The following is a 25,374-nucleotide window of genomic DNA, read 5'->3' as shown; positions in this document are numbered from 1 at the left end:
CCGGTGCGCATGGCGCACATGTCGATCGCCTCGGTGAAGCGCAGCGACAGCTCGCGTTTCGCCGTCGTGCGGCCCTTCTTGATGATGACCTGGGCCGGAATGTCGCGCCAGTAGACGATAATGCGATCTGCCATCGGGTGTCGTTCTCCTCCCCCTGCATGTTTCCGTTAATCGGTTCCGATCAAAGGCCAGAAACATGCAGCACTCTCGAGCTACAGCGACCTTTGCACATCTCAAGAGACGCGCGGCGCTGTAGTGCGACAATGCGCATGTCCCGGCGTCCGGGCTCATCTCGCCACGACGTCGGATATGTCCAAAAACGACGCGTGCGCGGATGCCATATCAGACGTCTTGGCGGCTCTGCGCAAGTCACAGTTGGCACCGTGCGGGAGGGCGAGGGGCAAGGCCGCGGATTGCCCGCAGTTTCAGGCCTTTAAGCCCGGCTGCTGCCACCGTCGGGCGCTGCAGCCCGGCTACCAGATGCCGCGCCGGACACCGTTTGAAACCCAGGTCCAGATCGGCGGGTGGTACCATTGCCGTGACGGGCCTGCGACATCGTGCGGCCGCAGGTGCCCTTCGAGTGCATCCTTGACGGCGGCGACCGCGATATCGGTGGATGCGGCGGTCTGCAGCAGCGGATAGGTGTGCATCGTGTCGTTTGCAGAAGGACGCTGGCGCGACTGGTAGAGCACGCCGCCGGTGTCGACGCCGGCGTCGACCAGATGCACGGTGGCGCCGAAATTCTGCGCGTCGTCGTTGACCAGCGCCCAGTATCCGCCCATCAGGCCGCGATAGGCCGGGTTGACGCCGGCGTGGAAGTTGATGACCGGGCAGGGCATCGCTGCAATCGTTTCCGCCTTCAGCATGCGGCAGCTGATGAGGAAGACGACGCCCGGCGCGAGCGCGCGAACCTGCAGGATCGCATCGGCATCGTTGATCGAATTGACCTCCAGGACCGGGATCGACGCATCAGGGGCGCCGGAAACCTTGTAGGTCGCAAGGATTTCGTGCGCCCGTTTACGGGCGAAGCGCTTGCCGAAACGCGAGGCGATCATGGTGGCAAATTGCCCGAGGGCCACGAACCAGCCGAGCCTGCGGGCGCGGCGACGCAGGAACAGGCCCTTCGATTCCGGCTGTTCCTCGACGACAGTGATGTCGGTAAACGTCGCTGCAAGCGCGTTGATCATCACCCAGGGATTTTCCCCGCCGGCGGTGACGACGATGATCCGGCCGCGCTGCTTGCCCGTGGTCTGATTCTGGCTGGCGATTTCGGTCATGGCGGTCCCAGGGGTGACGAGGACCCAGATATGCAGTCTTGCCCCTTACCGGCGGCTTAATTCGTTCCAGTACCACTCGGCGACACCGCCTCCAAGCACGACCAGCGCCACCGACTCGACCATCTTGACGTCATCCGAGAGGCCGCAGACTGCGCCCACGACGAGGGATAGAAGCAGGCCGGCAACGCAGCCGATGGCATAGGGGAGGTAGCCGAGGATGACCTTCATGGAGACTTCCCGCGATAGAGCCTGACGCCGTCAACGACATACCCGACCACGACGGCGAGAATGGCGCCGGCGCTGATCCCCATCCCTGCCACGACCACCGCGTTCCATTGGTGAACCGGTACCGGCAGATAGATCGGGCTCAGAAACGTCGCAGGTCCGAGGATAGCGAGGCCGATGGCAACTGTCCAATAGGGTGGGAACCCTTGCTGACCGCTTTCCACAGGGCAAAGACAAACGCGACGGGCAAGAGCAGGAACAAAAGCTCGCCGGCGCTGATGGAAAAATACGCGTCAGATGGCATCTCCCCTCGCTCCCTGTCATTTTTGACGCGCATGGGTTGCGTATCTTTCGACTAATAAAGCGAAGAGTAGCAGCAAGTCGACGCGTGGCAACCCCACATTTGCACGGGCTGCGTGTGGTGAAGCGAGCGGACGCGCGACGATGCGTTCCGTCAAAGGTGGCCGGCAGGCCGGATGAGGGGCAAGCGTCCGCAGATATTGGGCTGTTCCGCCTACGGGGCCGCAGTTATCCGCTTGTGGATATCGCCAAGGCTTTCCCGGAACCGCTCGAACGTGCCGTGCTCGGTCAGTTCACGTAGCACCTGCTCGTTGATGCCGCCGCGGGTGGCGTAGTCCGCAGCCAGATGCGCGAAGCTTGCGTCCGGCGTCGTTTCCGGCGCCTGGCCAAGGGCCGCAAACAGCGAGGCGACATAGTCGCGCGCGCGGCCACCATCGACGCCGTTATGGCTCAGCCAGCCATGGATCGTCTCGAGATACTTGAAGTAGCTGGCATAGGTGGCGGTCGCCACGCTCAGCGCATCGAACTCGCTTTCGCTTTCCACTTCGATCGCCTTGCCGAGCCGGCCGAAGAAGGCCGCCACGTCCGCGTCGGGCGGAAAGAGGATCGTCGGCCCCTTTCTGATCGCGATCATCGGCATCGGCAGCGCCTTGGTCACGCGATGCACCGGGCCGACCATTGCCGCGATCTCGTCGCGGGAGAACGTGGCGATCAGGCTGACGACGTGATGATCCGGCCGAAAGCGCAAGTCCGCCAAGACGTCGCGGGCGATCTGCGGGCGCACACCGAGCATCACCATGTCCGAGGCGTCGAGCACGGCCTGATTGTCGGCCGCAATGGTGATGTCGGAAAAGCGTGCAGCAAGGCCGGCTGCGATCGTTTCGTTGCGTGGCGAGAGGATGACGGCGGTGGTGTCGCCGGGAAGCGTCTTGAGGCCGGTGACGATTGCCGCGGAGAGTGCGCCGGTGCCGATAAAGCCGAGTTTCATGCGATGTCCTGCCGCCTGGAAATGCGTTGGTTCGATTGCAGTGTGCGTTCTATTTCATGTAGGCGCGAACGACGTCGATCAGTTCGGCCGCCGCCTCGTTTCGATCCGGTTGAGACAGATCGTCGGCGGCCAGGTGCAGGTGGATGTGGTCTTCGATAACCTCGGCCATCAGCCCGTTGACCGCGCCACGGATGCCGGCGATCACCTGCATGACCTCGGCGCAGCCCTTCTCTTCTTCCAGCATCCGCTCGACCGCCTCCATCTGACCGCGAAGGCGCCGAACCCGGTTGATGAGTTTCTGCTTTTCGCGAATGGTATGGGTCATCGGACACTCCGGTTGCAGGCGACGCCTATGCCGCCCGTGCTTCCACCTCGACAGTCACATGCGACAAATCGTGGATGGCGGCAAGCTTCTCGCGATAATAGGACGGCGCCCGCGGGTTGTCGGCGACGATCGAGACGATTGCGCCGTGATGGCCAGGCCCGAGCTGCCAGACATGCAGGTCGACAATTTCGGCATTTTCCTTGGCGACGATCTCGCTGATCTCTTCGGGCAGGTCTTCACCATCGGGAACGTAGTCGAGCAAGGTTGCGCCGGTGTCGCGGATGAGGACGAAGGACCAGCGCGCGATGATGATCGCGCCGACGATGCCCATGGCCGGATCAAGCCACAGCCAGCCATAGAGCGCGCCGAGACCAAGGGCGACGATCGCGAGAACCGAAGTCAGCGCGTCGGCAAGCACGTGCAGATAGGCGGCGCGCAGGTTGCGATCCTGCCCGCCCTGTCTTTCTTGCTGGTGTCCGTGGTGATGCCCATGGTGGTCATGGTGGTGGTGGGTGTGGTCGTCCTTCAGCAGCCAGGCGCAGACGAGATTGACGATCAGGCCGGCGACCGCAACGAGGATCGCCTCACGGAAGTCGATCATGACCGGCGCTTCGAGGCGGCGCAGGCTCTCCCAGCCGATCAGAAGTGCGATCAGCGCCAGCACGATGGCGCTGGAGAAACCGGCGAGATCGCCGAGCTTTCCCGTGCCGAAGGTGAAGCGGCGATTGTTGGCATGCTTGCGCGCATAGAGATAGGCGAAAGCTGCGATCAGCATGGCAGCCGCATGGGTCGACATGTGCCAGCCATCGGCAACGAGCGCCATCGAGCCGAAGATCTGTCCGGCCACGATCTCGATCACCATCATCGTCGCCGTGACCGCGATGACGATCCAGGTCCGCCGCTCGTTGCGCTCGTGACCGGCTCCAAGGAAAACGTGATCATGGCGCGCCGAAAGCACGCGTCCGTTGTCGTGCGCATGCCCATGGTGGTCATGATGATGGTCGTGGTGGTTGCCCATGTCGATCTCTCCAATATTATATAGGGGGGTACCCTATATTTGGCCTGCCGTAAAGGGCCTTCGCCGCCTACCGTGCCGCCGGACAACCGCCGCTGCGCCGGCGGCAGCCAGGTCCGGGGCAGGTCCTGGCTTGCTCGTCGCATCGCTTTGGCAGAGAAAGCAGTATCTTCCTAATATAGTTGCTATCTTATGTATTATATCTGATTTTGTTTTGTTTTTATCAGTATAGATTGAAGCTTGTGGCGGATATTTGGCGTGTGTTGCAATGTGTATTGTTTGTATATAAACTCGCTTTCGATCTCATTTATTTGGTGTGTATTATGTCTCTTTCGATCCTTGCTGCCTATATCCTTGCGCTGTTTCTGGCCGCAGCCACACCCGGTCCAGCCATGTTTGCGGTTATTACCTCCGGCATCAGCCGTGGCCTCGGGCCAGCACTCGCTTGTGGCCTCGGCATAGCGCTGAGCGACGTGGTGCTGGTGAGTGTTGCGCTGGCCGGTCTCACGGTGATCGCCCAGACGTTCGGCTGGCTGTTTCTCGCGATCAAATATGCTGGTGCTGTCTACCTGGTCTTCCTCGGATACCGGATGTGGCGCGCGGCGGCGACGGTTAATGCCGGGGTGGCTTCGGGCGAGCGGGGATGGACGCGCTCGCTGGCGCTTGGCGCCGCCATCGGCTTCGGCAATCCCAAGGCGATCCTCTTTCACGCCAGCCTGATGCCGCTGATCCTTGATCTCGACAGCCTCGATCGCGTTGATATCGCGACGGTGCTTGCCGTCGTTTTCACGGTCAACGTGGTGACGATGGGCGGCTACGCGCTGTTGTCTGCGGCCTCGTCACGCTGGTTCCGCACCACGCGGGCGGTGCGGGCGCTGAACAGGGTCGCCGGCAGCGCGATGATTGCAACAGGTCTGGTGATCGCGGCGCGCAGCTAGAACGCCTGGCGTGCGTTCACGTCCTCAACAGCGACCCCGTCAGATCGCCATAGCCGGTGAAGCGGTACTCGTATTCGAGGCCGAGCGTCTCCGCCGCCTTCTTCGCCTTTTCCTGCAAGGCCGCGTCCTCCTGCTGCGAGAGATAGACGAGCTTGCGGTAATGGCCGAAATACATGTCCCTCAGTTCCGGATGCCGGTTAAGGCCAAGCGGTTCGATCACGAAGGCTTCGAACTGGCGGGCGAGGAAGTCGGTGAGGAAAAAGGCGGTGAGGTCGTCGTCCCAGCGGCGGGCGAAATCGTCGTTGCCGGCAAAGAAGGAATAACAGTGCGGGCCGGGGATGCGCTCGACCTTTTCTTCCTCCAAAAGCCTGTCGAGCAGGCCGCCGGTGCCGCAATCGGCATAGGCGACGAAGATGCGCCTGAAGCCTTCGGCACGGGCCTTGGCAATGGCGTCGCGCACCCCGGGCGTGATCTTGTCCGGGGTGTTGTGCCAGATGGCGGGAAGACAGCTGAGATCGATATGAGCGAGCCCGTTCGCCTCGCAGACCGCCAGGATTTCCCGCGCGATCGCGCCGCAACCGATCACGTGAACTTTTTCCGGTTGTGCACGTTCTATTGCGGGCGATACTTTTTCCATCTTGATTCCACGTGGCTATCAGCGGGAAGGACCCTGACCATGACTGTAAAGACCCTTGCAACCGTCGGCGCCGTTCTCGTCGCGCTTTCGACCCTTAGCGCCTGCGGCAACACCATCCGCGGCATCGGGCAGGATACTGCAAACACCGTCAACGCGACACAGTCGGCCGGCAAGAAGGTGGCGAACTCCGTCAACTGACCCGGCATACTTGTGACCCGGCATACTTGCCCGGCGATTCACCAGACATAAGAAAGCCGGCCGCGGATTTCACCCCAGTGGCCGGCGTCTTCCATTCGGATTGCCCGAAGCTCAGCCGGCCGCCAGGCGGTTGTGCTTGCGCTTCATGAAGTCCTTGGCGGTTTCGACCGCGATCGCCGCGTCGCGGCAATAGGCGTCGGCACCGACAGCCTTGCCGAATTCCTCGTTGAGCGGCGCGCCGCCGACGAGAACGACGTAATCGTCGCGCAGGCCCTTTTCCTTCAGCGTGTCGATCACGACCTTCATGTAGGGCATGGTGGTCGTCAAAAGTGCCGACATGCCGAGAATATCCGGCTGCTCGCGCTCGATGGCTTCGAGGTAGTTTTCGACCGGATTGTTGATGCCGAGGTCGACGACGTCGAAGCCTGCACCTTCCATCATCATGCCGACGAGGTTCTTGCCGATGTCGTGAATGTCGCCCTTCACGGTGCCGATCACCATCTTGCCGAGCTTCGGCGCACCGGTTTCGGCCAGAAGCGGGCGCAGGATGGTCATGCCGGCCTTCATGGCGTTGGCCGAAAGCAGCACTTCCGGCACGAACAGGATGCCGTCGCGGAAGTCGATGCCGACGATGCGCATGCCTTCGACCAGCGCCTGGGTCAGGACGTCGTAGGGCGTCCAGCCGCGCTTGAGCAGGATGTGGGTCCCGTCCTCGATTTCCTCCTTCAGGCCGTCATAGAGGTCGTCGTGCATCTGCTGCACCAGTTCCTCGTCGGAAAGGTCCTCGAGAATGATTTCATCGTCTGCCATATTGGGGTTCCTCGGTTCCTGGCACGGTCGCGCGAGATCTGGCACGCGTCCATTCATCCATAGCGGTCGACAGCTAAAAATCTGTTTTCGAAAGCGACGTCGCAGATGACAAAAAGCGACGGGGACGCACGTTCTTGCGATGCCTCCATATTCTTAACAAAAACAATATATTCGCGCCACGCGGTTTTTGGCGCCGTGTGGTCGCTTCTCGGTAGTGTTCGAGTTGCGCCACTCCTTGGCGCATTGAGACCCGTACCGGCTTTGATGCTTGGTAGCATTAGGGCAAATTGATGCTTGAAGGCGCAAAAACATGGATGCGCGGGAGAGGAAAGAGCGAATGAGCGACGTGACAGAACAGGGCGCGGGTGAAGGCGGCGGTCGCCGCGCACGTGGCGAGGGACGGGGTGCGGCAGCACGGCGCGCATCGCGCACCGGTGGCGGGCCGGGCCCGTCACTGCCCTATATCCAGCGCAAGATTCGCGAGTACGAGGTTCTCGACGAAGAAGGCCTGCAGCTCATCGAGCGCAACGCCGACATTATCCTCGAGGAAATCGGCATCGAATTCCGCGACGACGCCGAGGCGCTCGAACTCTGGAAGCAGGCGGGCGCCGACGTGCGCGGCCAGCGCGTGCATTTCCCCAAGGGCCTCTGCCGCGAACTGCTGAAGACGGCGCCCTCCGAATTTACCTGGCACGCCCGCAATCCGGAGCGCAGCGCAAAGGTCGGCGGCAAGGCGACGATCTTCGCGCCGGTCTACGGCCCTCCCTTCGTGCGTGACCTCGAAGGCGTGCGCCGCTATGCGACGATCGAGGACTTCCGCAATTTCGTGAAGCTCGCCTACATGGCGCCGTCGATGCATTCGTCCGGCGGCACGGTCTGCGAACCGGTCGACATCCCCGTCAACAAGCGCCACCTCGATATGGTCTACAGCCATATCAAATATTCCGACAAACCCTTCATGGGCTCGGTGACGGCGCCGGAACGGGCGGAAGACACCATTGCCATGGCGAAGATCGTCTTCGGCGATGACTTCGTCGAAAACAACTGCGTGACGCTCAACCTCATCAACGCCAACTCTCCGATGGTCTTCGACGAGACCATGGTGGGCGCGCTGAAGGTCTACGCCCGCCACAACCAGGCCTGCGTTCTTTCGCCCTTCATCCTGTCGGGCGCCATGAGCCCGGTCACGGTTGCCGGCACGCTGACGCAGATCCTGGCCGAAGTTCTCGCCGGCGCCTCCTTCACCCAGCTGATCCGCAAGGGCGCGCCGGTGCTCTTCGGTACTTTTGCTGCCTCGATCTCGATGCAGTCGGGCGCGCCGACCTTCGGCACGCCGGAGCCGTCGCTGGTCTCCTATGGTGCGGCCCAGCTCGCCCGTCGCCTGAAGCTGCCGTTCCGAACCGGCGGCTCGCTCTGCGGCTCCAAGGTTCCGGATGCGCAGGCAGCGCACGAATCGGCCAATACCCTCAACATGACGCTGCTTGCCGGCACCAACTTCGTGCTGCATGCGGCCGGCTGGCTCGAAGGCGGTCTGATCTCGTCCTACGAGAAGTTCATGATCGACCAGGACCAGCTCGGCATGATGCAGAAGATGGCCGAAGGCGTGGACCTCTCGGAAAACGCCCAGGCGCTCGACGCCATCCGCGAAGTCGGCCCGGGCAGCCACTATCTCGGCTGCGCCCACACCCAGGCCAACTTCCAGACGGCCTTCTACCGTTCGCCGCTTGCCGACAACAACTCCTTCGAACAGTGGGAAGTGGAAGGCGAAAAGCGGATCGAGCAGCGCGCCAATGCGCTCTGCCGCAGCTGGCTGGAGCATTACGAGGCGCCTTACCTCGATCCCGAGATCGACGAAAAGCTCAAGGCCTTCATCGACCAACGCAAGAACTCGATGCCAGACGCTTTCACCTGAAAGGGTCCCGAGCGAGCCAGGGAGCAAGGCGGCGCGGCGCAGGTGGCTGACATGATCCAGAAGGAGGTCTGGCGCCCGCATTACGAAGTACAGGGGCCGAAACCGAAATGACGGCGCCTTCCGCACGCGCGGACAAGACGATCGATATGGTCCGTGCGGCACTTCTGCCGCACGGACTTTTTTTGCGCGGAACGGTGAATTTCGAAGCCGGGGAGGTCGCGCCCCTGCTTTCCGATGGCCGGCCGGCGGCAAGCGTCGTGCTAACAGGCAATATCGGCGGTTCGCTGTGGCAACCCTTCAGCGCCTGGCGGGACGCCGCGCCCGATCGCGGTGGCAGGGACCCGCTCGATAGCTGGTCGAAGGCGGTCATCCAGCCCCTGGCCGCCGGCCTTGGGGCGACCGCCTATTTCCCGTCCGATCTCCCGTGGCAGCCGTTCCAGCAATGGGCGATGCGGGCCGAAGGTCTGAAGCCTTCGCCGCTGGGCATTCTCATCCATCCGCGGTTCGGCCTGTGGCATGGTTATCGCGGGGCGCTGGCCTTCGGCATTCCGCTCGGCGAGACGGGTGAGGCAAGCGTCGGGCACCCCTGCGACCGCTGTCTGGAAAAGCCGTGCATTTCGGGCTGTCCGGCGGCGGCGCTTGCCGGGGAGGGCTTCGATGTCGGGCGTTGTCGCGGCCATCTGCGCACGGACGCGGGCAGGGCGGGTTGCCTTGCCAATGGCTGCCTGTCGCGCGCCGCCTGTCCGGTCGGCGCGACGCATCGCTATCCGCCCGACCAACTGTGCTTCCATATGGCGGCGCTAGAACTCTGAGCGCACGTCTCCACCCTGACGCGTAAAAATGGTGCAAATCCTCAAAATGATTAAAATTGGAGGTGTCGTGGAAAGATAATATTATCGAATTTATAACGATCTGGACGGCGTGGCGTTGGAGTCCATCGTATGAGAGGTAGCCCAGTCGTATCCGTGAGCAACTATCCTCCGCACCTGTCGCGCGAGGATGTAGAGGCGCAGATCTCTCGGCTTGACAGCATTCACGCCGCCAACAGCCAGGTCCTCGAAGATGCCTTCAAGCGCCTTTTGGCGATCGGCGCCGGCCACGCGGCCGTCATCGCTGCCTGCATCACCGGTTTCGACGCGCTGGTCGATCGCTCGGTTTTTGCCGGCGACCTCCTGCCCGATGCCATCGACATCCTGAGAAAATTTGCGCTGACGGTCAGTGCGCTCGGCCTGTTCCTCACATTCCTGGCGATCGGCAACAATTACGGCGAGGTGCAGAGGGAAGCGAAGCGCCATGCAGTGAAGCTGGCAACGACGCTCCGGGAAAAGCGGCTGCTCGTCTCGATGTCGCAGGACGTGCTCAAGCGTGACGCCAAGTCATACCTGCTTGCGGGCGTCGGCGGCTTTGCTTGCCTGTGCGCCATCTTCGGCCTGGCGGCGGCGGCCGGGTGTTATGGACTTGTTATCGCGATGGGGCTGATCTCGGGAGGTTGACGCTGAGCTTGTGAAGAGCGCGGCGCGTGCCTTGATTATTTCTCCAGCTTCCACGCGCATATCCTTACGGCTTTACTGACCCAGCACGCGCCATCGCGCTCCAGTTTGCCGAGCGGGTTATGGGCATGTGTGGAACTCGGTTCTGCGTTCCAGTGAGCCACAGCGGTGTTGGGGCCGTCTTCGGGCGACATGAAGACGTAAGCGAAGTAATCTCCGCCATAGAGGACGAAGTCGCCGCCCCCTGTCGGCCGAAACTGACACGTCCTTGCGATGTACTTAATGCCGTTGACCTGCAACAGGCATCTTGCCGGGATAAATCCTTCTATTGCGGCGGTGCTGGTTTCTTCGGCTCCCGCGATCGAGGCGGAACCAAAGGCAACCGCGCAGAGCGCAATGCGTGCGATATCGGTGAACGTCATCATGACCCAGCAGTTTCAGGGCTAGCGATGCCAGTTGACACGATTCTAACTGCGGTGTCTTTCAGAATTGGTCAGACGGTATTCCTTAGAATCCTGCGCCAGAACCGCCTTAATCTCCGTCATGCTTGATGTCTGATTCGATTGGACCTTTCGCCATGCCGCTTTTCCCAAAACCCTTTCTCGTCGGTGCCGTCCTTTCCGCCGGTCTTGCCGGGCCTGCCCTCGGTGCCTGCCGCGATGTCAGCCATCTCGGCCAGGACTATGTGGCCTGCACCTTCGATCCGGCCGAAACCGACATTCGCCTCTACAACAAGGACCAGGCGGGTGTTCCGTTCCGCTCGTTCCGGGCGCTGACGCTGGAACTGCGCCATCGCGAGGAATATATGGCGTTTGCCATGAACGGGGGCATGTATCACGAGGATCTGTCGCCGGTCGGGCTGCACATCGAGGAGGGGCAGGAGCAGGCGCCGCTCAACACCAATTCCGGCTGGGGCAACTTCCACCTTTTGCCGAACGGGGTGTTCTATGTGGAGGGCGGCAAAGCCGGCGTGATGGCGGCGGACGCCTATCGCGATGCCGGGATAGCTCCTCGTTTCGCCACTCAGTCCGGGCCCATGCTGGTCATCGACGGCAAGCTGCATCCGCGCTTCCTGCCCGACAGCACCAGCCTGAAGACCCGCAATGGCGTCGGTGTGACCAAGGACGGCGAGGTGGTCTTCGTCATTTCAAAGCGCCCCGTGCGCTTCCACGATTTCGCGACGCTGTTTCGCGATGCGCTCGATTGCCCCAACGCGCTCTTCCTCGACGGCACGATTTCGAGCGTGTATTCGCCCGACATCAACCGCCACGACCGGCTGTTTCCGATGGGGCCGATGATCGTCGTCGTCGGCAAATTTCCGCGCTGACGGGCCTTGGGCGCGGGATGCGGGCGGAAAACCGCACACGCTTTTTCTCATCCCGCGAAAAAAATCTTCGCTTCCACCCAAGGAATGGTCTGTCTGCAACGTCTAAGGTTCAAATAGGTGAGGGCGGGCACGGATTTGGACGCTGAACTCGTCGAGAAGGCGGTAAGTGGAGACCGGCAGGCGTTTGGCGCGCTTGTCGAGCGACACTACGATTTTGTGCACGCAGTGGCGTGGCGCTGGTCCGGAAACGTGTCGGATGCAGAGGATATCGCGCAGGATGTGTGCCTGCGCCTGGGTGCTGCGATCCGCGGATTTCGTGGCACCAGCCGGTTTCGCACCTGGCTCTATACGCTGACGCTGAATGCCGCCCGCGATCACAAGCGACGGCAAGTGCGAGATCACAGGCAGATGCAGGCCTATGCCAGCGAACAGGCGGTGGCAGCGCCACACCAGGACCCGGACGCGGAACGACGGGAGGTGCTCTGGGTAGCCGTGCGGGAACTTCCGGAAAAACAGTGCGACGCAGTGCTGCTCGTTTACGCCGAGGGACTGAGCCATGCGGCTGCCGCCGACGTGCTGGGCTGCTCGGAAGCAACCATATCCTGGCATGTGCACGAGGCGCGCAAGCGCTTGAAAACATTGCTCGGCAAGGAGGCCGTGTGACCATGAGCGACGATTTCGAAAGGCTCTCCGGGCTCACCCCGCCGATGGCTTCTCCCGAAGCGCGCGCCCGCGCGCTGGCCGTCGCCATGCAGGCGTTCGATGCCGCCGAAGAAAATTCTGCCGCCACCCAAGGATCGGTCCGGCCGGTTCGTCAAAGCTCCATCTTCAACCGGATATGGAGCCCCATCATGAACCGGAAACTGCTGGCCGGATCGGCCCTCGCAACCCTTCTCGTCGTGCCCGCCGCCGCCTTTCTCACGCTCGAACTGACGCGCAACGGTGCGCCCTTCGGCGAGCGCGCTCAGGAGATTGCGCTGAAGGAAAAGCCGGCACCGCAGCCGACACCGAAGCCGGCCCTGCCTGCCGCATCGCCCGAGGGCGATCTCGCTCGCGTGCAGGACGAAACGGCTCCCGGCGCTGCGACCGACCAGAGCGTCGCCGAGCAGAAAGCGCAGGCGGCAGATCAAGCCGCGGCCGTCTCCGAGGAAAAGTTCAACGCAGACGAAATTGCAAATTTGTTGAACAGGTCGGGGGTGAACGGAGCCAAGCGCAAGACCATGGAGAGCGAAACCGTCGCGCCTGCCGCGGAAGCCGATGCGATGGCCAACAGCGTAGCGCGCTCCACCGCTCCGCTTTCCGCCGTCGGCGGTGCGCAGCCGCAGATCACCTACCTGCCGGCGCCGGTCACCGAGGAGAAGCTGGTCGCGCCTCCGGAAAACCGCGAGCGCTTCGGGAAGGCCGACAGCAATCCGGTCAAAAGCGTTGCGACCGAGCCGGTCTCGACCTTTTCGGTCGATGTCGACACGGCTTCCTACGCCTTCGTCCGTCGCTCGCTGATGGAAGGCCAGATGCCGGAGCGCGACGCGGTGCGGGTCGAGGAGATGGTCAACTACTTCCCCTATGATTGGCCACGTCCGACGAGCGTCACCGAGCCGTTCAAGGCGACGGTAACCGTGACGCCGACGCCCTGGAATGGCGGCACGCGGCTGATGCATGTGGCGATCAAAGGGTACGACGTCGTGCCGGCGGAAGCACCCAAGGCAAACCTCGTCTTCCTGATCGACGTTTCCGGTTCGATGGACGAGCCGGACAAGCTGCCGCTGCTCAAAAGCGCGTTTCGGCTGCTGGTCGAGAAACTGAAGCCGGAGGACACGGTCTCGATCGTCACCTATGCCGGCAATGCCGGTACGGTGCTGGAGCCGACCGGTGTCAAGGACAAGGCGAAGATCCTCCAGGCGATCGACAGCTTGCAGCCGGGCGGTTCGACGGCCGGCGCAGAAGGCATCGATGCGGCCTACGCCCTCGCGGAAAAGGCCTTCGTCAAGGGCGGGGTCAACCGCGTGATGCTGGCGACCGATGGCGACTTCAATGTCGGGCCGTCGAGCGACGACGACCTGAAACGGCTGATCGAGGAAAAACGCAACGGCGGCATCTTCCTTTCCGTGCTCGGTTTCGGCCGCGGCAACTACAACGACGCGCTGATGCAGACCATCGCCCAGAACGGCAACGGCACGGCCGCCTATATCGACACGCTTGCCGAGGCGCAGAAGACGCTGGTGGAGGAGGCGGGCTCGTCGCCGTTTCCGATCGCCAAGGATGTGAAGCTGCAGGTGGAGTTCAATCCCGCGGCGATCGCCGGGTACCGGCTGATCGGTTACGAGACGCGCGCCCTGAAGCGCGAGGATTTCAACAACGACAAGGTGGATGCCGGCGATATCGGCTCCGGCCACAGCGTGACGGCGATTTACGAGGTGACCCCGAAGGGCAGCCCCGCGGTGCTCAATGATGATCTGCGCTATGCCGAGGCTGTGAAACCGGCAGCCGAGGCAAGCCCGCATGGCGGCGAACTCGCCTTCCTGAAGATCCGCTACAAGAAGCCGGATGGGGACAAGAGCGAACTGATCACCACGCCGGTGACGGAGGCCAACGCGGTGCCTTCGCTTGCCGAAGCCCCGGCCGACGTGCGCTTCTCGGTGGCTGTTGCTGCCTTCGGCCAAAAACTCTCGGGCGTGACGGCGCTCAACGACTACACCTACGACGCCGTTATCGATCTCGCCCTCGCTTCGAGGGGCGCCGACCCGTTCGGTTACCGCAGCGAGTTCGTCAATCTGGTGCGGCTCGCCAAGGGGCTGGGTGGATCGCGCAACTAGGGGGCAGTCCACTGGCTCCCGCGCGGAGGTCAGCGCCCCTCATTCACGCGATATGGCTATGCCCCTCATCCGCCTGCCGGCACCTTCTCCCCGCTATGACGGGGAGAAGGGAACACGTGGCGACCGTTTCGCCGTCGTGAAGCGCTGCGATTGTCGTGGCAAAGGCTTGTCACCGACGGATGCGCCCAGCGGCTCTCTCCCCGCCTGCGGGGAGAGATGTCCGGCAGGACAGTGAGGGGCTTGCCTCAAGACCCAGCGTCGATCCGCTGGGCGCTCATGCCTTCGGGAAGGCGCGGCCGAGGCCGCCGGACTTCGAAAGTCCCGCCTTGAATGCCTGGTAGGCCGCATGCTGGCTCGACCGGCCGGCTTCCATCAGCCGCATCTGCAGGCGCGCCGGTGCCTGGGCGCCGAGCCATTCGCCGAGTTTTTCGAGCTTCAGCGAATTCAGGAACTTGGCCTCGGAGGCGGCGTCGAGGTGGCGGTAGAGACCGTCCATCAGCCGCTCGTCCTGCTCGGGGTTTTCCATCAGCAGCCGCAGGAAGGACTGGTCGGCCTCGCAAAGGACCGAGAGCTTCTCGGCAACGGTGTCGCGGTCGGGAAAGGAGGCTGGGCCGGCGTTCATATCAAAGTCTCCGGGCTGCGGATCTTCAGGCGAATCTGTCGTTAATCGGGGATAGGCGAGCTTGGGTGGCGGTGCAAGCATCACAGAAGCCGTGAATTTATTCATATTGTCCAATATTGACAATTTATCCAATTTCGACGAAACCGGGTGCATGAACATCGCCCCCGCCGTCCCAGCCGACCTCTTCCTGCATGCCCCGACCGGCGCTGCCATCAGCGCCTTGCTCTATCCGCACGGGGAGGTCGTGCTGCATGACCTGAAGACGGGCCGGATCGCCGCGATCTGGAACTGCTTTTCCGGTCGTGCGGTCGGAGACGATTCCTTGAACGAGCCCGAATTCAGCGCGTTCGGCCACGACGAAGCCGTGCTTGGTCCCTACGAGAAGACCGGGGCCGACGGCCGGCGCTTCAAATCGATTTCCGCCGTTTTGCGCGACGGGAACGGAACGGCGATCGGTCTTTTGTGCATCAATCTCGATGTCTCGATGATCGATCATGCGGTGAAACTGCTTTCTGCCTTCGCCGGCGCCGAGCAGCCACGGCCGCAGGCGCTGTTTTCAAGCGACTGGCGCGAGGAAATCAATGCGACGCTGCATGGCTGGCTGAAGGCGCGCGGACTGGCGCTTGCCGCGCTGAAGCGCGCCGACCGCGTCGCCCTCGTGGCCGCGCTCGATGAACGGGGGCTCTTCCAGACCCGCAATGCCGTCGATCACCTGGCAAGCCTGATCGGCGCCTCGCGCGCTTCGATCTACAATTACCTCGCCGCGGTGCGCGGCGAGGCCTCCGGGTAGGAATCGTTCCAACCGGACCGACGGTTCCCATCGGTCGGAGCTTTATGTTCCTGATGTAATCGTCTGAATTTCAATCGTTTTCCCGTGCCGCCAGACGCGGCAACAGAAGGGTATCCAACCATGACTACCTTGCCCGATTTCCGGCTCGAAACCCACTTTTCGCGCTGGGAATTCAGCGCCCGCCATCACATGACGGCGAGCGACAGCCAGACCATGGCCATGAGCGAGCTTCTGGCGCTGGCCGATGACGAGGATCGCGCCGCCTGGGAGGGCGTGACGCTCGGCTATACCGAGACCTACGGCGCCCCGGCGCTGCGGGCCGCGATCGCCGCAACCTATGAGCGGCTCACGGCCGCCGATATCCTCTGCTTTGCCGGTGCGGAAGAAGGGCTATACTGCGCCATGCTGGCGCTGCTTGGCCCGGAAGACCATGCGATCGTGACGGTGCCGAACTATCAGTCGATGGAGACCCTTCCAGTGACCATCGCCGGCTCCGTCACCGGCGTGCCCCTTCGCCCTGAGAACGGCTGGCGGCTCGATATCGCCGACGTGCGCGCGGCCCTGCGTCCCAACACGAAACTTATCTGCGTCAATTTCCCGAACAATCCGACCGGCGCCATTGCCGACCAGGAGACATTCGCAGCGCTTTCGACCCTTTGCGCCGAGCGCGGCATCCATCTCTTCAGCGACGAGGTCTATCGCGGGCTGGAGCGGGATGCGGCCCTGCGCCTGCCACAGGCAGCAGACCTCTTCGAGCGCGGAATCTCGCTCAACGTCATGTCCAAGGCCTATGGCCTGCCGGGCTTGAGGATCGGCTGGATCGCCTGCCGCGACCATCAGTTGCTCGAGCGCATGGAAAAGATGAAGCACTATCTGTCGATCTGCAATTCGCGGCCGTCGGAAGTGCTGGCAACGATCGCGCTGAAGGCGCGAGCGACGATTCTTGAGCGAAACCGGGCGCTTGTGTCGGCCAATCTTGCAAAACTCGGCGCGTTCTTTGCGGAGTTCCCGGATCTTTACGAATGGCAGGCGCCCGACGGCGGTTGCGTCGGTTTTGCCCGCTATCTCGGGGCTGACGGGGTCGAGGCCCATTGCCGCAGCCTGGTCGAGGAGGCGGGTGTCCTGCTCCTGCCGTCAAGCCTGTTCGTTTCCGATCTCCTGAGTGTCGCCACCGATCGCTTTCGCGTCGGCTTCGGTCGCAAGGATATCGAGGTCGGGCTCGCCGCCTGGCGTCGGCACGTGTCGGGATAATGGCGGGCCGGCGTGGCCATGGGGCTGTGTTGCGATCGTTTGCGGCCCGTTTTCCTGATCTTGGTAACGCCTTTGCCTTAGAAAGTGCGCAGATGTGGATAGAACAGGGGCCTCAATAGCCTGAATATTAGCGGCGTGTTACCCAGCGCCGTTCATGCCGCCTGAGTATCTTCGCATCGATGCATTACAGACCCGAAATTGATGGACTGCGCGCCTTGGCCGTGGTTCCCGTGCTTCTCTTCCATGCCGGTTTCAGCTTCATTGCAGGCGGTTTTGCCGGCGTTGACGTGTTCTTCGTCATCAGCGGCTACCTGATTACCGCAATCATTCACCGCGAAATCCGGGACGGCAGCTTCAGCATCGTCTCGTTTTATGAGCGACGGGCGCGGCGCCTGGCGCCGGCGCTGCTTGTCGTGTGCGCCGTCTCGATCCCGTTCGCGCTTTTGTGGATGCTGCCGGGAGAGCTCAACAATTTCGGCAAGAGCCTCTATGCGGTCAACCTGTTTGCCTCGAACTTCCTGTTCTGGGACCAGACCGGATATTTTGCGCCGAGCACCGACCTGATACCGCTGTTGCACACCTGGTCGCTGGCGGTGGAGGAGCAGTTCTATGTCGTGTTTCCACTGCTCCTCATCCTGCTGCGCCGTTTCTCCGCCGCCCAGATGCTGAAGGTTGTTGCCGCCCTGGTGATCGCGAGTTTCGCCGTCACCCAGGTGCTGGCGGATATCGACCCGGCGGCAAACTTCTATCTGCTGCCAAGCCGCTTCTGGGAACTGGGCGTCGGTGCGCTCCTGGCGCTCGTTGGCGCTGAGAAGCTCGATCTGGCGCGAGGCCATCGCGAGCTGCTGTCCGCCCTCGGGCTTGTCCTGATCGTTGCAAGCTATGCCCTGGTCAAGGAATCGGCCTTTTACCCCGGCTGGACCACGGTGCCGGTGGTGCTCGGCACGGCGCTGGTTCTTGCCTTTGCCCGCGGCGATACCCTTGTCGGCAAGATGCTGTCGCTGAAGCCGCTGGTCGCCATCGGCCTCATCAGCTACAGCCTCTATCTCTGGCACCAGCCGGTCTTTGCATTTGCGCGGCTGCGGGCGATCGAGGAGATCCCGGCTTCGGGCTACGCGCTGCTGCTGGTGCTGTGCTTTACGCTTGCCTATCTCAGCTGGCGTTTCGTCGAGCAGCCGTTCCGCAAGCGCGAACGCTTCGGCCGCGGCGCGATCTTCGGGGCGACGCTTGCGGCAGGGTCGGCGGCGATCGCACTCGGTTTCGGCTTGGACGGTAGCGATGGGCTCGTCGCGCGCAATCGCCAGCTCGCGGAACTGACCCGGCCGAGCGTCGGCCTTGGAAAGACGTGCGACGCGGTTACGGATCTGCGCTGCGCCACCAGCCCGACCCCTGAGGTGGCGGTGTGGGGGGATTCCTTCGCCCGTCATCTCGTCGACGGTGTCATCGCCTCCAGGCCCGATGTGCGCCTGGTGCAACTCGCCAAGAACAATTGCGGACCGTTCGTCAGCCTCGCGCCCATTCTTCCGCGGCTTGGCCGCGACTGGTCGGACGATTGCTCCCGCTTCAACGACGACGTCCGCCGCTTTCTGCTCGCTCATCGATCGATCCGCTATGTCATCCTGTCGTCTCAGCTCAGCCAGTATCTCGACGAGGAGAAGGTCCTCGTCGGCGGCCGTCGGGAAGTGCCGTCGCAGATCAAGCTCCTGGGCGACGGCTTGCGGGAAACGCTGGGCTGGCTGAAGGCAAACGGTTTTGAAGCCGTCTTTGTGGCGCCGACCCCGCATGATGGTCGCGACACCGGATTGTGTGTGGCGCGCGCCACGCTGCTCGGGCAGCCGACCGAGCGGTGCGAGCTTGAGCTGACGCAGGTGCGGGCTCACGATCGCGACGTCCTGACGGTCGTTGCCGATATCGCCGACGAGTATCCCGTCGTCAGTTTCATGGACTATCTCTGCGACGCCGACAGTTGCAAGGTGAAGGACAATGGCGTCGGCCTCTTCGAGGACGCCGGGCATTTCTCGGCCCAGGGGTCACGCCAGCTGGGGCGTGCCTTCGACTTCTACGGCACCTTCGTTGGCGCCGCCAAGGGGCCAGGCCCATCGCAACGGGCGGGCGAGCCGGCTCCCAACGGCGGCGTGGGGCTCTGAGGGCCGTGCATGCCCGGCAAGCGGCATTTTGAAACGACAAACGCCCCGGATCCTTGAGATGCCGGGGCGTTCTGGTTCTGGCCGGTCCTTATGCCCGCGCGATCAGGCGCGGCGGCTGCGGCGCTCGCGGCTCGGGGCGGCAGGCGTCTCGTTGGCCGTCTTGTTGCGCAAGGGGCCGATCTTCTCGATAATCACCTCGAGGGTCGGGCGTTCGCGGCGCTGATGCGCGTCGAGCGCCACCCGCATGGCGGCGAGGTGGTCGCAGGTCGTGCCGCAGCAGCCGCCGATGATCTTTGCGCCGGCGTCGGCCGCAAGCCGCACATATTCGGCCATCAGCGGCGGCGTGCCGGAATAGTGGATCTCCGAGCCGCGGAATTCCGGGATGCCGCAGTTGCCCTTGACGATCACGGTTGCCCCGGGCGCTGCTTCGGTCATGTCGAGCAGCGAGGACAGGATGTCGGAGGCGCCGACACCGCAATTGGCGCCGACGGCGAGCGGGCCGTTGCCGAGGTCGCCGGCAACGCCGTGAATGTCCTTCGGGTGCAGGCCCATCATGGTCTTGCCGGCGGTGTCGAACGAGCCGGTATAGACATAGGGCATTCCGACCTTGATCGCAGCTTCGGCCGCCGCACGGATCTCGTCCGGAGCCGACATGGTCTCGATCCAGGCGACTTCGGCGCCACCGGCCTTCAGGCCCTCGATCTGCTCGACGAAGGCGGATACCGCATCTTCATAGGAAAGCGCGCCGAGCGGGATCAGCAGTTCGCCGGTCGGGCCGACGGAGCCGGCGGTGATGACCTTGCGCGACGCCTTGTCGGCAACGGCGCGGGCGATCTCGGCGGCGCGCTTGTTGAGCGCATGCACGCGGTCGTCCGCCTGGTGCAGCTTCAGGCGGTGACGGGTGCCGCCGAAGGTGTTGGTGAGGATGATGTCGGCGCCGGCGTCGACGAAGTCCTGGTGCAGCTTGGTGATGTTCTCCGGCTTCGTCTCGTTCCAGAGTTCCGGCGCTTCGCCGGCCTCCAGGCCCATGGCGAACAGCGAGGTGCCGGTCGCACCATCGGCAAGAAGCACGCCTTTTTCGGCAAGCAGGGCGGAGAGGGCATTCGTCGCTGCGGTCATCGGTTTTTCCCGGCTAGAAGAGGATGCAGAGAGATATAAAGATATCTTTATGTCTTTGCAAGCTGTTCGCGCCCGTACCGCGACTATTGTTGAGCACGCAGGCTCATGCGGCCGGCAAGGCCGAGCCCGAAGACCGCGAGCGCTGTCAGGAGCCACATCGGGTCGGCGCGGTTGAGGAAGAAGCTTTCGAGCATGGCGTTGTAGGTCATGAAGATCACCACCATGACGCAGAAGTCGGCAAAGATCCGGGCCTGCGGGCGGCGATAGGCCCGGGCATAGTCGAAGAGCGGTTTGACGAAGAGGAGCAGCGTCATCAGGATGCCGCCGGGAACGCCGAACATCAGCACCGCGTCGAGATAGCTGTTGTGGCCGGTCACGATGCCGCGCACGTCCCAGCTCGCTTCGAAATTGGCTTCCAGCCCCATGATGACAGGCGACAGCCAGAAGCTCGCATAGCCCTGGCCGAGCCAGGGACGCTCGGCGATACTTTCGCTTGCAAACTTCCAGATGTCGTCGCGGCCGGTAAAGGTCGGATCGTCGATCAGCGCCTTGGTGATGGCGTAAAGCGTGTCGGAATAGATGGTGCCGAGCGTCAGGCCGAAGACCAGCACCGACATGGCGAGATGGGCAAGGATCATCAGTCCGGGGCTGCGCACGGCGCGCCCGGCAAGCACGAGGCCGATCGCGATCGGCAGGAAACCGATGGTCGTCTTCGAGCCGGTATGAAGCACGAAATTGGCGGCCAGCAGCGTGATCGCCCAGCCGCGCAACGGCGCGCCGGCGCGCAGGCAGTAGATGCCGAACATGCACAGGATCGAAAACACCGGCGCCGAGACGTTCTTGTGCAGCAGGTGCCCGCGCCAGAAGCCGGCATGCCAGGGCTCGCCGCCCGCGGCCGAATGAATGGCGCGATCGGGCGCAACGAACAGCGCCGCATAGTCGATCAGGATCAGGATGAGGATCGCGTTGGCGCCGGCATTGACGAAATCCTTCTCGCTCTTCGGCAGCACCAGGACGCCGGCGACCATGATCATCGCGACAAGGCTGAGCGTCAGGCCGCGGGCCGAGGCGGCAGGGTCGTAGGATTGCAGGCAGGAGAGATAGGCGATCGCGAAGATGGCGATCCAGGACGGCGAGACGAGGCGCGACAGCACGCGACGGTCGACCGTCAGCATCATCGCAAAGAGATAGACCGCGCCCAGCACCAGGTAGCCGATCTGGTTGATGATGTTGCCATCGTTGGCGGCATTCGGGTCCGTCTCCACCCCGGCCTGAAACGGGATCAGCGTAAAGACGATGAGGAACAGGCCGAGCCCGGACAAAAGCGCGGCGAGACCGTGAACGAGTTCGACAAGGCCGGCATCGACGGCGGCGGGCACCTTGTGCCGCTCGCTGGAAAGACTGGCCGTGGCTGGGTTCGAATGCATGGCGGCGCCGAAACGGGTGAGGCAGGGCTGCCGCGGTTCTTGCGGCGTCGAGATTGGCTCCTTCCGAGGCCAATCAGGCGGCCGGGCCGGGCAGGGATCGGGATGCAGCTTGGCGCAATCAGGTTAAGTCTCGGTGAAGCGGGCAAGCGAGTGCTGCCGCCGCCCTGCGGGACCTTCGCGCCACGCCCACGGATATTTCCGCGCCGATTGCCGCAGGTGCTTGCCGCACGGGCTTCGTGCCCTTAAAAAGGTGGGGAGTGTCCCGGCCGTCAGAAAATGCGGCCGTTGCCGTATTCAGCGGCATGTCTTCCATAATTCGATCACGATTTTCGTCCCGAGGTCGTTCGATAGCGTCGAAACGAGAAAACACGATATGCAGTCCCTTTACCGTATGGTCGCGTCCGCCGCGGTCTCCGTCAGCCTGCTCCTTGGCAGCGCATCCTTTGCCGCAGCCGGGCAGGCCCACTTTGTCGTCAATGCCGAGACCGGCTCCATCCTCGAGGCCGACAACGCCGACGAACTGAACTACCCGGCATCGCTGACCAAGATGATGACGCTGTACCTCGCGTTCGAAGCGCTGAAGAACGGCACCCTGGCATGGGATCAGAAGCTGACCGTGTCCGAGCACGCCAACAGCCTCGAGCCCTTCAAGCTTGCCGTGGGCGCCGGTCGCCAGATCACCGTGCGCGAAGCGGTCATGGGCATGGTCGTGCTTTCGGCCAATGACGCCGCCGTCGTCATCGGCGAGACGCTCGCCGGCAACGAGACCGCCTTTGGCGAGATGATGACCCGCAAGGCCAAGACCCTCGGCATGAACAGCACCGTCTTCAAGAACGCCAACGGCCTGCCTGACCCGGCCCAGGTGACCACGGCGCGCGACATGGCGACGCTCGGTCTCGCGCTGATGCGCGATTATCCGCAGGAATTCCAGCTCTTCGCCAACAAGACGATCGAGTTTCGCGGCATGAAGCTGCGCGGCCACAACAATGTGATGAAGCGCTACGAGGGCGTCGACGGCATCAAGACCGGCTATACCGATGCATCCGGCTACAATCTCGTCACCTCGGCCAAGCGCAACGGCACACGCCTCGTCGCCGTCGTCATGGGCGGCAAGACAGCGCAGGCGCGTGACGACGAGATGATCGCGCTCCTCGACAAGTTCCTGCCGCCGAAGGACGAGGCCAGCGCCGCCAGCATCGCCGAACCGGCGGCCGCGACGGCGACGACGACCACCACGACGAACTGATCTCCTCATGCGGTTTTCGTTGAGGGTTTGCCCCTCTCCTCGGGTTTAGCCCGAGGACTAACCCTCTCCCCGCAGGCGGGGCGAGGGGACGAGAACTGTTGCGGGCCGCCAGAACTTGGCCGGGTGATTCATAAGCTCTTGTCGGACGGATTGCGACGTTGCCGCGTGTCCCTTCTCCCCGTCCAAACGGGGAGAAGGTGCGGGCAGGCGGATGAGGGGCAGTCCTCACCGCGCGGATGAGGGTCGGTTGCTCTTCGGTAACCTGCGTAACGCCTCAGGCCGCCTTCCTGTCGTCATGGCTGACGGGGGTGACCATGGCGGAGATGATGGCCGAGAGGTCGAGGGCGCCGATTGGCCGGCCGTTTTCGTCGACCACATGGGCGGTTGCGACGCGGGCTGCGGTCATGGTGCGGGCGGCCGATTCCAAGACCGTTCCTGTCACCAGCGGCACGCCCTCGGCATTGCCCGACAGCGGCCGCATGATGGTCTCGACATTGATCACCCGGCCACGGTTCACTTCTTTGACGAAGGCGGTGATGTAGTCGTCGGCAGGCGAAAGCACGATCTCCTGGCCGGTGCCCTGCTGCACCACGCGGCCATCGCGCAGGATGGCGATCTTGTCGCCGAGGCGCAGCGCCTCGTCGAGGTCGTGGGTGATGAAGACAACCGTCTTCTTCAGTTCCTTCTGCAGGTCGAGCAGCACCGTCTGCATGTCGACGCGGATCAGCGGGTCGAGTGCGGAATAGGCCTCGTCCATCAGAAGGATGTCGGCATCGTTGGTGAGCGCACGGGCAAGGCCGACGCGCTGCTGCATGCCGCCTGAAAGCTGGTTCGGGAAGTGGTTCTCGAAGCCCTTCAGGCCGACGCGTTCGATCCAGCCGCGGGCGCGCTTTTCGCTGTCCTTGCGCTCGACGCCCTGGATCTCCAGCCCGTAGACAGTGTTGTCGAGCACGGTGCGGTGCGGCAGCAGCGCGAATTTCTGGAACACCATCGCCGTCTTGTGGCGGCGGAATTCCCTGAGGGCATTCTCGTTCATCTTGCAGACGTCGACGCCGTCATAGAGCACTTCGCCCGCCGTCGGGTCGATCAGCCGGTTGATGTGGCGGATGAGCGTCGACTTGCCGGAACCCGAAAGCCCCATCACCACCGTGACGGCACCGGCAGGCATGGAGATGTTGATGTCCTGGAGGCCGAGCACGTGACCGTGCTGCTCGTTGAGCTCGGCCTTGCCCATGCCCTTCTTGACGGCGTCGACATAGGCGCCGCCGTTGGGCCCGAAGATCTTGTAGAGGTTCTTCACCTCGATCGCGTGACTAGCCATGGATAACCTCCGAGTGCTTCTGCAGCCGCTTGCCGAAGGCCTGGCTGGTGCGGTCGAAAATGATGGCGATGCCTACCAGGGCAAAACCGTTGAGGAAGCCGACGGTGAAGAACTGGTTGGCGATCGCCTGCAGCACGTTCTTGCCGAGACCGCCGACACCAATCATCGATGCAACGACGACCATCGCCAGCGACATCATGATCGTCTGGTTGATACCGGCCATGATGGTGGGCAGCGCCAGCGGCATCTGAACGTTTTTCAGTTTCTGCCACGTGGACGAGCCGAACGCGTCGGCCGCTTCCAGGACCTCCTTGTCGACGAGCCGGATGCCGAGGTTGGTGAGACGGATCATCGGCGGCACCGCATAGATGACCACGGCGATCAGGCCCGGCACCTTGCCGATGCCGAAGATCATGACGACCGGGATCAGGTAGACGAAGCTCGGCATCGTCTGCATCACGTCTAGGATCGGGTTGACGATCGCCTGCACCCGCTCAGAACGCGCCATCAGGATGCCGATCGGAATACCGATCAGGATCGAAATCAGCGTGCAGACGGTGACCATCGCAAGCGTGATCATCGTGTCGTTCCACAATCCGACGAGGCCGATGGCGATCATCGACAGCGCCGTACCGATGGTGATGTTGATGTTGCGGCTACCGAAATAGACGACCGCGACCATGAGCACCAGGATGACGATCCAGGGAGAGCCGACGAACAGGCCCTCCAGATAATTCAGGAACCATTGAAGCGGTTGGACCACCGTGTCGATGGCGTCGCCATAAGAACGGACGAAGCCTTTGAAGCCGTCGTCGATGGTCTTGCGCGCCAGGCGGATCATGCCCTCGTCAATGGCAGGGAACTTGCAGAGCAACTCTGGCAAGACACTGCAGATGGACGCCATTTGTTTCCCCTTCTTGGCCGGAAGTCTTGTTGTCGCCGGTTGCGTCTCGGCTTCGACCAGGGTCGAGGCTTGCGCACACTTGGGTGACCTCTCTGGGTCCCGGCTTCTAAAATGTGTCAGCGAAATGTGGCGCCCGCTTTACTGATTGCGACGCGAAGGGCCACGGTTCGCCGCCGCTGGAACGATGCGCGCGCAAATCAACCCTGAGGCAGGCGCCATGGTTCCGGTGGTGGAACGGTGCCGCGGCGGGCAGGCGGCCTGTTGCGCCGCTCCACCCGCCGTCAGATTGCGA

At 63.0% G+C, this 25,374-nt stretch carries 26 protein-coding genes; 12 read left to right on the top strand and 14 right to left on the bottom strand.

Features of this window, described 5'->3' with window-relative positions; translation table 11 throughout:
• From VGO12_RS06220 to dmeF, 6 genes are all read right to left on the bottom strand, one after another.
• Positions 1–134: virulence factor (locus VGO12_RS06220; protein WP_327497531.1), on the bottom strand; the 134-nt coding region annotated here is incomplete at its 3' end.
• A gap of 339 nt (positions 135–473) precedes the next feature.
• The gene (locus VGO12_RS06215) at positions 474–1,277 is read right to left on the bottom strand and encodes a formyl transferase (RefSeq protein ID WP_327511857.1); all 804 of its coding nucleotides are present in this window, start codon (positions 1,275–1,277) and stop codon (positions 474–476) included.
• Positions 1,278–1,322: 45 nt separating this feature from the next.
• Positions 1,323–1,505 (bottom strand): hypothetical protein, encoded by a 183-nt coding sequence (locus tag VGO12_RS06210; RefSeq protein ID WP_327511856.1) that lies wholly within the window; start codon positions 1,503–1,505, stop codon positions 1,323–1,325.
• 511 nt (positions 1,506–2,016) lie between these two features.
• The gene (locus VGO12_RS06205) at positions 2,017–2,790 is read right to left on the bottom strand and encodes a pyrroline-5-carboxylate reductase (RefSeq protein ID WP_327511855.1); all 774 of its coding nucleotides are present in this window, start codon (positions 2,788–2,790) and stop codon (positions 2,017–2,019) included.
• 49 nt (positions 2,791–2,839) lie between these two features.
• Entirely contained in the window at positions 2,840–3,115 is a 276-nt protein-coding gene (locus VGO12_RS06200) for a metal/formaldehyde-sensitive transcriptional repressor (protein WP_327511854.1), read from the bottom strand.
• Positions 3,116–3,140: 25 nt separating this feature from the next.
• Complete coding sequence (dmeF, locus tag VGO12_RS06195) at positions 3,141–4,133, bottom strand: CDF family Co(II)/Ni(II) efflux transporter DmeF (protein WP_327511853.1); 993 nt, start codon at positions 4,131–4,133, stop codon at positions 3,141–3,143.
• A gap of 320 nt (positions 4,134–4,453) precedes the next feature.
• On the opposite strand from dmeF, the gene VGO12_RS06190 reads away from it, so the two are divergent.
• The gene (locus VGO12_RS06190; RefSeq protein WP_327511852.1) at positions 4,454–5,068 is read left to right on the top strand and encodes a LysE family translocator; all 615 of its coding nucleotides are present in this window, start codon (positions 4,454–4,456) and stop codon (positions 5,066–5,068) included.
• 16 nt (positions 5,069–5,084) lie between these two features.
• Here the strand turns inward: VGO12_RS06190 and VGO12_RS06185 are convergent, their stop codons facing one another.
• Entirely contained in the window at positions 5,085–5,705 is a 621-nt protein-coding gene (locus VGO12_RS06185; RefSeq protein WP_327511851.1) for a DUF1638 domain-containing protein, read from the bottom strand.
• Positions 5,706–5,744: 39 nt separating this feature from the next.
• Here VGO12_RS06185 and VGO12_RS06180 point away from each other — a divergent pair, with 39 nt between their 5' ends.
• Entirely contained in the window at positions 5,745–5,903 is a 159-nt protein-coding gene (locus VGO12_RS06180; protein WP_327511850.1) for an entericidin, read from the top strand.
• Positions 5,904–6,014: 111 nt separating this feature from the next.
• Here the strand turns inward: VGO12_RS06180 and VGO12_RS06175 are convergent, their stop codons facing one another.
• Positions 6,015–6,713, bottom strand: a complete 699-nt coding sequence (locus VGO12_RS06175; protein WP_057254147.1) for a corrinoid protein — start codon at positions 6,711–6,713, stop codon at positions 6,015–6,017.
• Between the two features lie 337 nt (positions 6,714–7,050).
• On the opposite strand from VGO12_RS06175, the gene VGO12_RS06170 reads away from it, so the two are divergent.
• The 3 genes from VGO12_RS06170 to VGO12_RS06160 all read left to right on the top strand — a co-directional run bounded on the left by VGO12_RS06170 (position 7,051) and on the right by VGO12_RS06160 (position 10,118).
• Positions 7,051–8,625 carry a trimethylamine methyltransferase family protein gene (locus VGO12_RS06170; protein ID WP_327511849.1) on the top strand — a complete coding sequence of 525 codons (1,575 nt, stop codon included), beginning with the start codon at positions 7,051–7,053 and terminating at the stop codon, positions 8,623–8,625.
• Positions 8,626–8,732: 107 nt separating this feature from the next.
• A complete protein-coding gene (locus VGO12_RS06165; protein ID WP_327511848.1) occupies positions 8,733–9,437 on the top strand; it encodes a ferredoxin in 705 nt (234 codons plus the stop codon).
• A 129-nt stretch (positions 9,438–9,566) separates the two neighbouring features.
• Complete coding sequence (locus VGO12_RS06160) at positions 9,567–10,118, top strand: hypothetical protein (protein ID WP_327511847.1); 552 nt, start codon at positions 9,567–9,569, stop codon at positions 10,116–10,118.
• Positions 10,119–10,153: 35 nt separating this feature from the next.
• Here VGO12_RS06160 and VGO12_RS06155 read toward each other — a convergent pair whose 3' ends face one another.
• Complete coding sequence (locus tag VGO12_RS06155) at positions 10,154–10,540, bottom strand: hypothetical protein (RefSeq protein WP_327511846.1); 387 nt, start codon at positions 10,538–10,540, stop codon at positions 10,154–10,156.
• A gap of 152 nt (positions 10,541–10,692) precedes the next feature.
• Here VGO12_RS06155 and VGO12_RS06150 point away from each other — a divergent pair, with 152 nt between their 5' ends.
• The 3 genes from VGO12_RS06150 to VGO12_RS06140 all read left to right on the top strand — a co-directional run bounded on the left by VGO12_RS06150 (position 10,693) and on the right by VGO12_RS06140 (position 14,255).
• Entirely contained in the window at positions 10,693–11,442 is a 750-nt protein-coding gene (locus tag VGO12_RS06150; protein ID WP_327511845.1) for a phosphodiester glycosidase family protein, read from the top strand.
• Positions 11,443–11,577: 135 nt separating this feature from the next.
• Entirely contained in the window at positions 11,578–12,105 is a 528-nt protein-coding gene (locus tag VGO12_RS06145) for an RNA polymerase sigma factor (RefSeq protein ID WP_327511844.1), read from the top strand.
• Positions 12,102–14,255 (top strand): VWA domain-containing protein, encoded by a 2,154-nt coding sequence (locus tag VGO12_RS06140; RefSeq protein ID WP_327511843.1) that lies wholly within the window; start codon positions 12,102–12,104, stop codon positions 14,253–14,255. Before VGO12_RS06145 ends, VGO12_RS06140 begins: the two co-directional genes overlap by 4 nt.
• A gap of 274 nt (positions 14,256–14,529) precedes the next feature.
• On the opposite strand, the gene VGO12_RS06135 is transcribed toward VGO12_RS06140, so the two are convergent.
• Entirely contained in the window at positions 14,530–14,877 is a 348-nt protein-coding gene (locus VGO12_RS06135; RefSeq protein WP_327511842.1) for a hypothetical protein, read from the bottom strand.
• A gap of 151 nt (positions 14,878–15,028) precedes the next feature.
• On the opposite strand from VGO12_RS06135, the gene VGO12_RS06130 reads away from it, so the two are divergent.
• The 3 genes from VGO12_RS06130 to VGO12_RS06120 all read left to right on the top strand — a co-directional run bounded on the left by VGO12_RS06130 (position 15,029) and on the right by VGO12_RS06120 (position 19,065).
• Positions 15,029–15,667: a helix-turn-helix transcriptional regulator gene (locus tag VGO12_RS06130; RefSeq protein WP_327511841.1), complete on the top strand. Its 639-nt coding sequence runs from the start codon at positions 15,029–15,031 to the stop codon at positions 15,665–15,667.
• Between the two features lie 120 nt (positions 15,668–15,787).
• Entirely contained in the window at positions 15,788–16,918 is a 1,131-nt protein-coding gene (locus tag VGO12_RS06125) for a pyridoxal phosphate-dependent aminotransferase (protein ID WP_327511840.1), read from the top strand.
• A 179-nt stretch (positions 16,919–17,097) separates the two neighbouring features.
• A complete protein-coding gene (locus tag VGO12_RS06120) occupies positions 17,098–19,065 on the top strand; it encodes an acyltransferase family protein (protein WP_327511839.1) in 1,968 nt (655 codons plus the stop codon).
• Between the two features lie 102 nt (positions 19,066–19,167).
• Here the strand turns inward: VGO12_RS06120 and bmt are convergent, their stop codons facing one another.
• Positions 19,168–20,184, bottom strand: coding sequence for a betaine--homocysteine S-methyltransferase (gene bmt / locus VGO12_RS06115; RefSeq protein ID WP_327511838.1), 1,017 nt, complete (start codon positions 20,182–20,184; stop codon positions 19,168–19,170).
• Between the two features lie 83 nt (positions 20,185–20,267).
• Positions 20,268–21,611 carry an O-antigen ligase gene (locus tag VGO12_RS06110; RefSeq protein WP_327511837.1) on the bottom strand — a complete coding sequence of 448 codons (1,344 nt, stop codon included), beginning with the start codon at positions 21,609–21,611 and terminating at the stop codon, positions 20,268–20,270.
• 373 nt (positions 21,612–21,984) lie between these two features.
• Between VGO12_RS06110 and VGO12_RS06105 the strand changes: the two genes are divergently transcribed.
• On the top strand, positions 21,985–22,857 hold the full coding sequence (locus tag VGO12_RS06105; RefSeq protein WP_327511836.1) for a D-alanyl-D-alanine carboxypeptidase family protein: 873 nt from the start codon (positions 21,985–21,987) through the stop codon (positions 22,855–22,857).
• Between the two features lie 274 nt (positions 22,858–23,131).
• Here VGO12_RS06105 and VGO12_RS06100 read toward each other — a convergent pair whose 3' ends face one another.
• Together VGO12_RS06100 and VGO12_RS06095 are read right to left on the bottom strand one after the other, a co-directional pair.
• The gene (locus VGO12_RS06100; protein ID WP_327511835.1) at positions 23,132–24,178 is read right to left on the bottom strand and encodes a glycine betaine/L-proline ABC transporter ATP-binding protein; all 1,047 of its coding nucleotides are present in this window, start codon (positions 24,176–24,178) and stop codon (positions 23,132–23,134) included.
• Entirely contained in the window at positions 24,171–25,082 is a 912-nt protein-coding gene (locus VGO12_RS06095) for a proline/glycine betaine ABC transporter permease (RefSeq protein WP_327511834.1), read from the bottom strand. The genes VGO12_RS06100 and VGO12_RS06095 overlap by 8 nt, the downstream gene beginning before the upstream one ends.
• Between the last annotated feature and the right edge of the window lie 292 nt (positions 25,083–25,374).

This window comes from Ensifer sp. (genome assembly GCF_035999135.1).
In the GTDB taxonomy this organism is placed as follows: Bacteria; Pseudomonadota; Alphaproteobacteria; order Rhizobiales; family Rhizobiaceae; genus Ensifer.
The sequence above is the reverse complement of the archived record's forward strand: the minus strand, read 5'-3'. Positions and strand labels throughout refer to the sequence as shown.

What these genes read in the sequence shown, in the direction of transcription:
- VGO12_RS06215 (WP_327511857.1), bottom strand. Translation starts at nt 1,277, where the DNA reads ATGACCGAAATCGCCAGCCAGAATCAGACCACGGGCAAGCAGCGCGGC.
- VGO12_RS06210 (WP_327511856.1), bottom strand. Translation starts at nt 1,505, where the DNA reads ATGAAGGTCATCCTCGGCTACCTCCCCTATGCCATCGGCTGCGTTGCC.
- VGO12_RS06205 (WP_327511855.1), bottom strand. Translation starts at nt 2,790, where the DNA reads ATGAAACTCGGCTTTATCGGCACCGGCGCACTCTCCGCGGCAATCGTC.
- VGO12_RS06200 (WP_327511854.1), bottom strand. Translation starts at nt 3,115, where the DNA reads ATGACCCATACCATTCGCGAAAAGCAGAAACTCATCAACCGGGTTCGG.
- dmeF (WP_327511853.1), bottom strand. Translation starts at nt 4,133, where the DNA reads ATGGGCAACCACCACGACCATCATCATGACCACCATGGGCATGCGCAC.
- VGO12_RS06190 (WP_327511852.1), top strand. Translation starts at nt 4,454, where the DNA reads ATGTCTCTTTCGATCCTTGCTGCCTATATCCTTGCGCTGTTTCTGGCC.
- VGO12_RS06185 (WP_327511851.1), bottom strand. Translation starts at nt 5,705, where the DNA reads ATGGAAAAAGTATCGCCCGCAATAGAACGTGCACAACCGGAAAAAGTT.
- VGO12_RS06180 (WP_327511850.1), top strand. Translation starts at nt 5,745, where the DNA reads ATGACTGTAAAGACCCTTGCAACCGTCGGCGCCGTTCTCGTCGCGCTT.
- VGO12_RS06175 (WP_057254147.1), bottom strand. Translation starts at nt 6,713, where the DNA reads ATGGCAGACGATGAAATCATTCTCGAGGACCTTTCCGACGAGGAACTG.
- VGO12_RS06170 (WP_327511849.1), top strand. Translation starts at nt 7,051, where the DNA reads ATGAGCGACGTGACAGAACAGGGCGCGGGTGAAGGCGGCGGTCGCCGC.
- VGO12_RS06165 (WP_327511848.1), top strand. Translation starts at nt 8,733, where the DNA reads ATGACGGCGCCTTCCGCACGCGCGGACAAGACGATCGATATGGTCCGT.
- VGO12_RS06160 (WP_327511847.1), top strand. Translation starts at nt 9,567, where the DNA reads ATGAGAGGTAGCCCAGTCGTATCCGTGAGCAACTATCCTCCGCACCTG.
- VGO12_RS06155 (WP_327511846.1), bottom strand. Translation starts at nt 10,540, where the DNA reads ATGATGACGTTCACCGATATCGCACGCATTGCGCTCTGCGCGGTTGCC.
- VGO12_RS06150 (WP_327511845.1), top strand. Translation starts at nt 10,693, where the DNA reads ATGCCGCTTTTCCCAAAACCCTTTCTCGTCGGTGCCGTCCTTTCCGCC.
- VGO12_RS06135 (WP_327511842.1), bottom strand. Translation starts at nt 14,877, where the DNA reads ATGAACGCCGGCCCAGCCTCCTTTCCCGACCGCGACACCGTTGCCGAG.
- VGO12_RS06130 (WP_327511841.1), top strand. Translation starts at nt 15,029, where the DNA reads ATGAACATCGCCCCCGCCGTCCCAGCCGACCTCTTCCTGCATGCCCCG.
- VGO12_RS06125 (WP_327511840.1), top strand. Translation starts at nt 15,788, where the DNA reads ATGACTACCTTGCCCGATTTCCGGCTCGAAACCCACTTTTCGCGCTGG.
- VGO12_RS06120 (WP_327511839.1), top strand. Translation starts at nt 17,098, where the DNA reads ATGCATTACAGACCCGAAATTGATGGACTGCGCGCCTTGGCCGTGGTT.
- bmt (WP_327511838.1), bottom strand. Translation starts at nt 20,184, where the DNA reads ATGACCGCAGCGACGAATGCCCTCTCCGCCCTGCTTGCCGAAAAAGGC.
- VGO12_RS06110 (WP_327511837.1), bottom strand. Translation starts at nt 21,611, where the DNA reads ATGCATTCGAACCCAGCCACGGCCAGTCTTTCCAGCGAGCGGCACAAG.
- VGO12_RS06105 (WP_327511836.1), top strand. Translation starts at nt 21,985, where the DNA reads ATGCAGTCCCTTTACCGTATGGTCGCGTCCGCCGCGGTCTCCGTCAGC.
- VGO12_RS06100 (WP_327511835.1), bottom strand. Translation starts at nt 24,178, where the DNA reads ATGGCTAGTCACGCGATCGAGGTGAAGAACCTCTACAAGATCTTCGGG.
- VGO12_RS06095 (WP_327511834.1), bottom strand. Translation starts at nt 25,082, where the DNA reads ATGGCGTCCATCTGCAGTGTCTTGCCAGAGTTGCTCTGCAAGTTCCCT.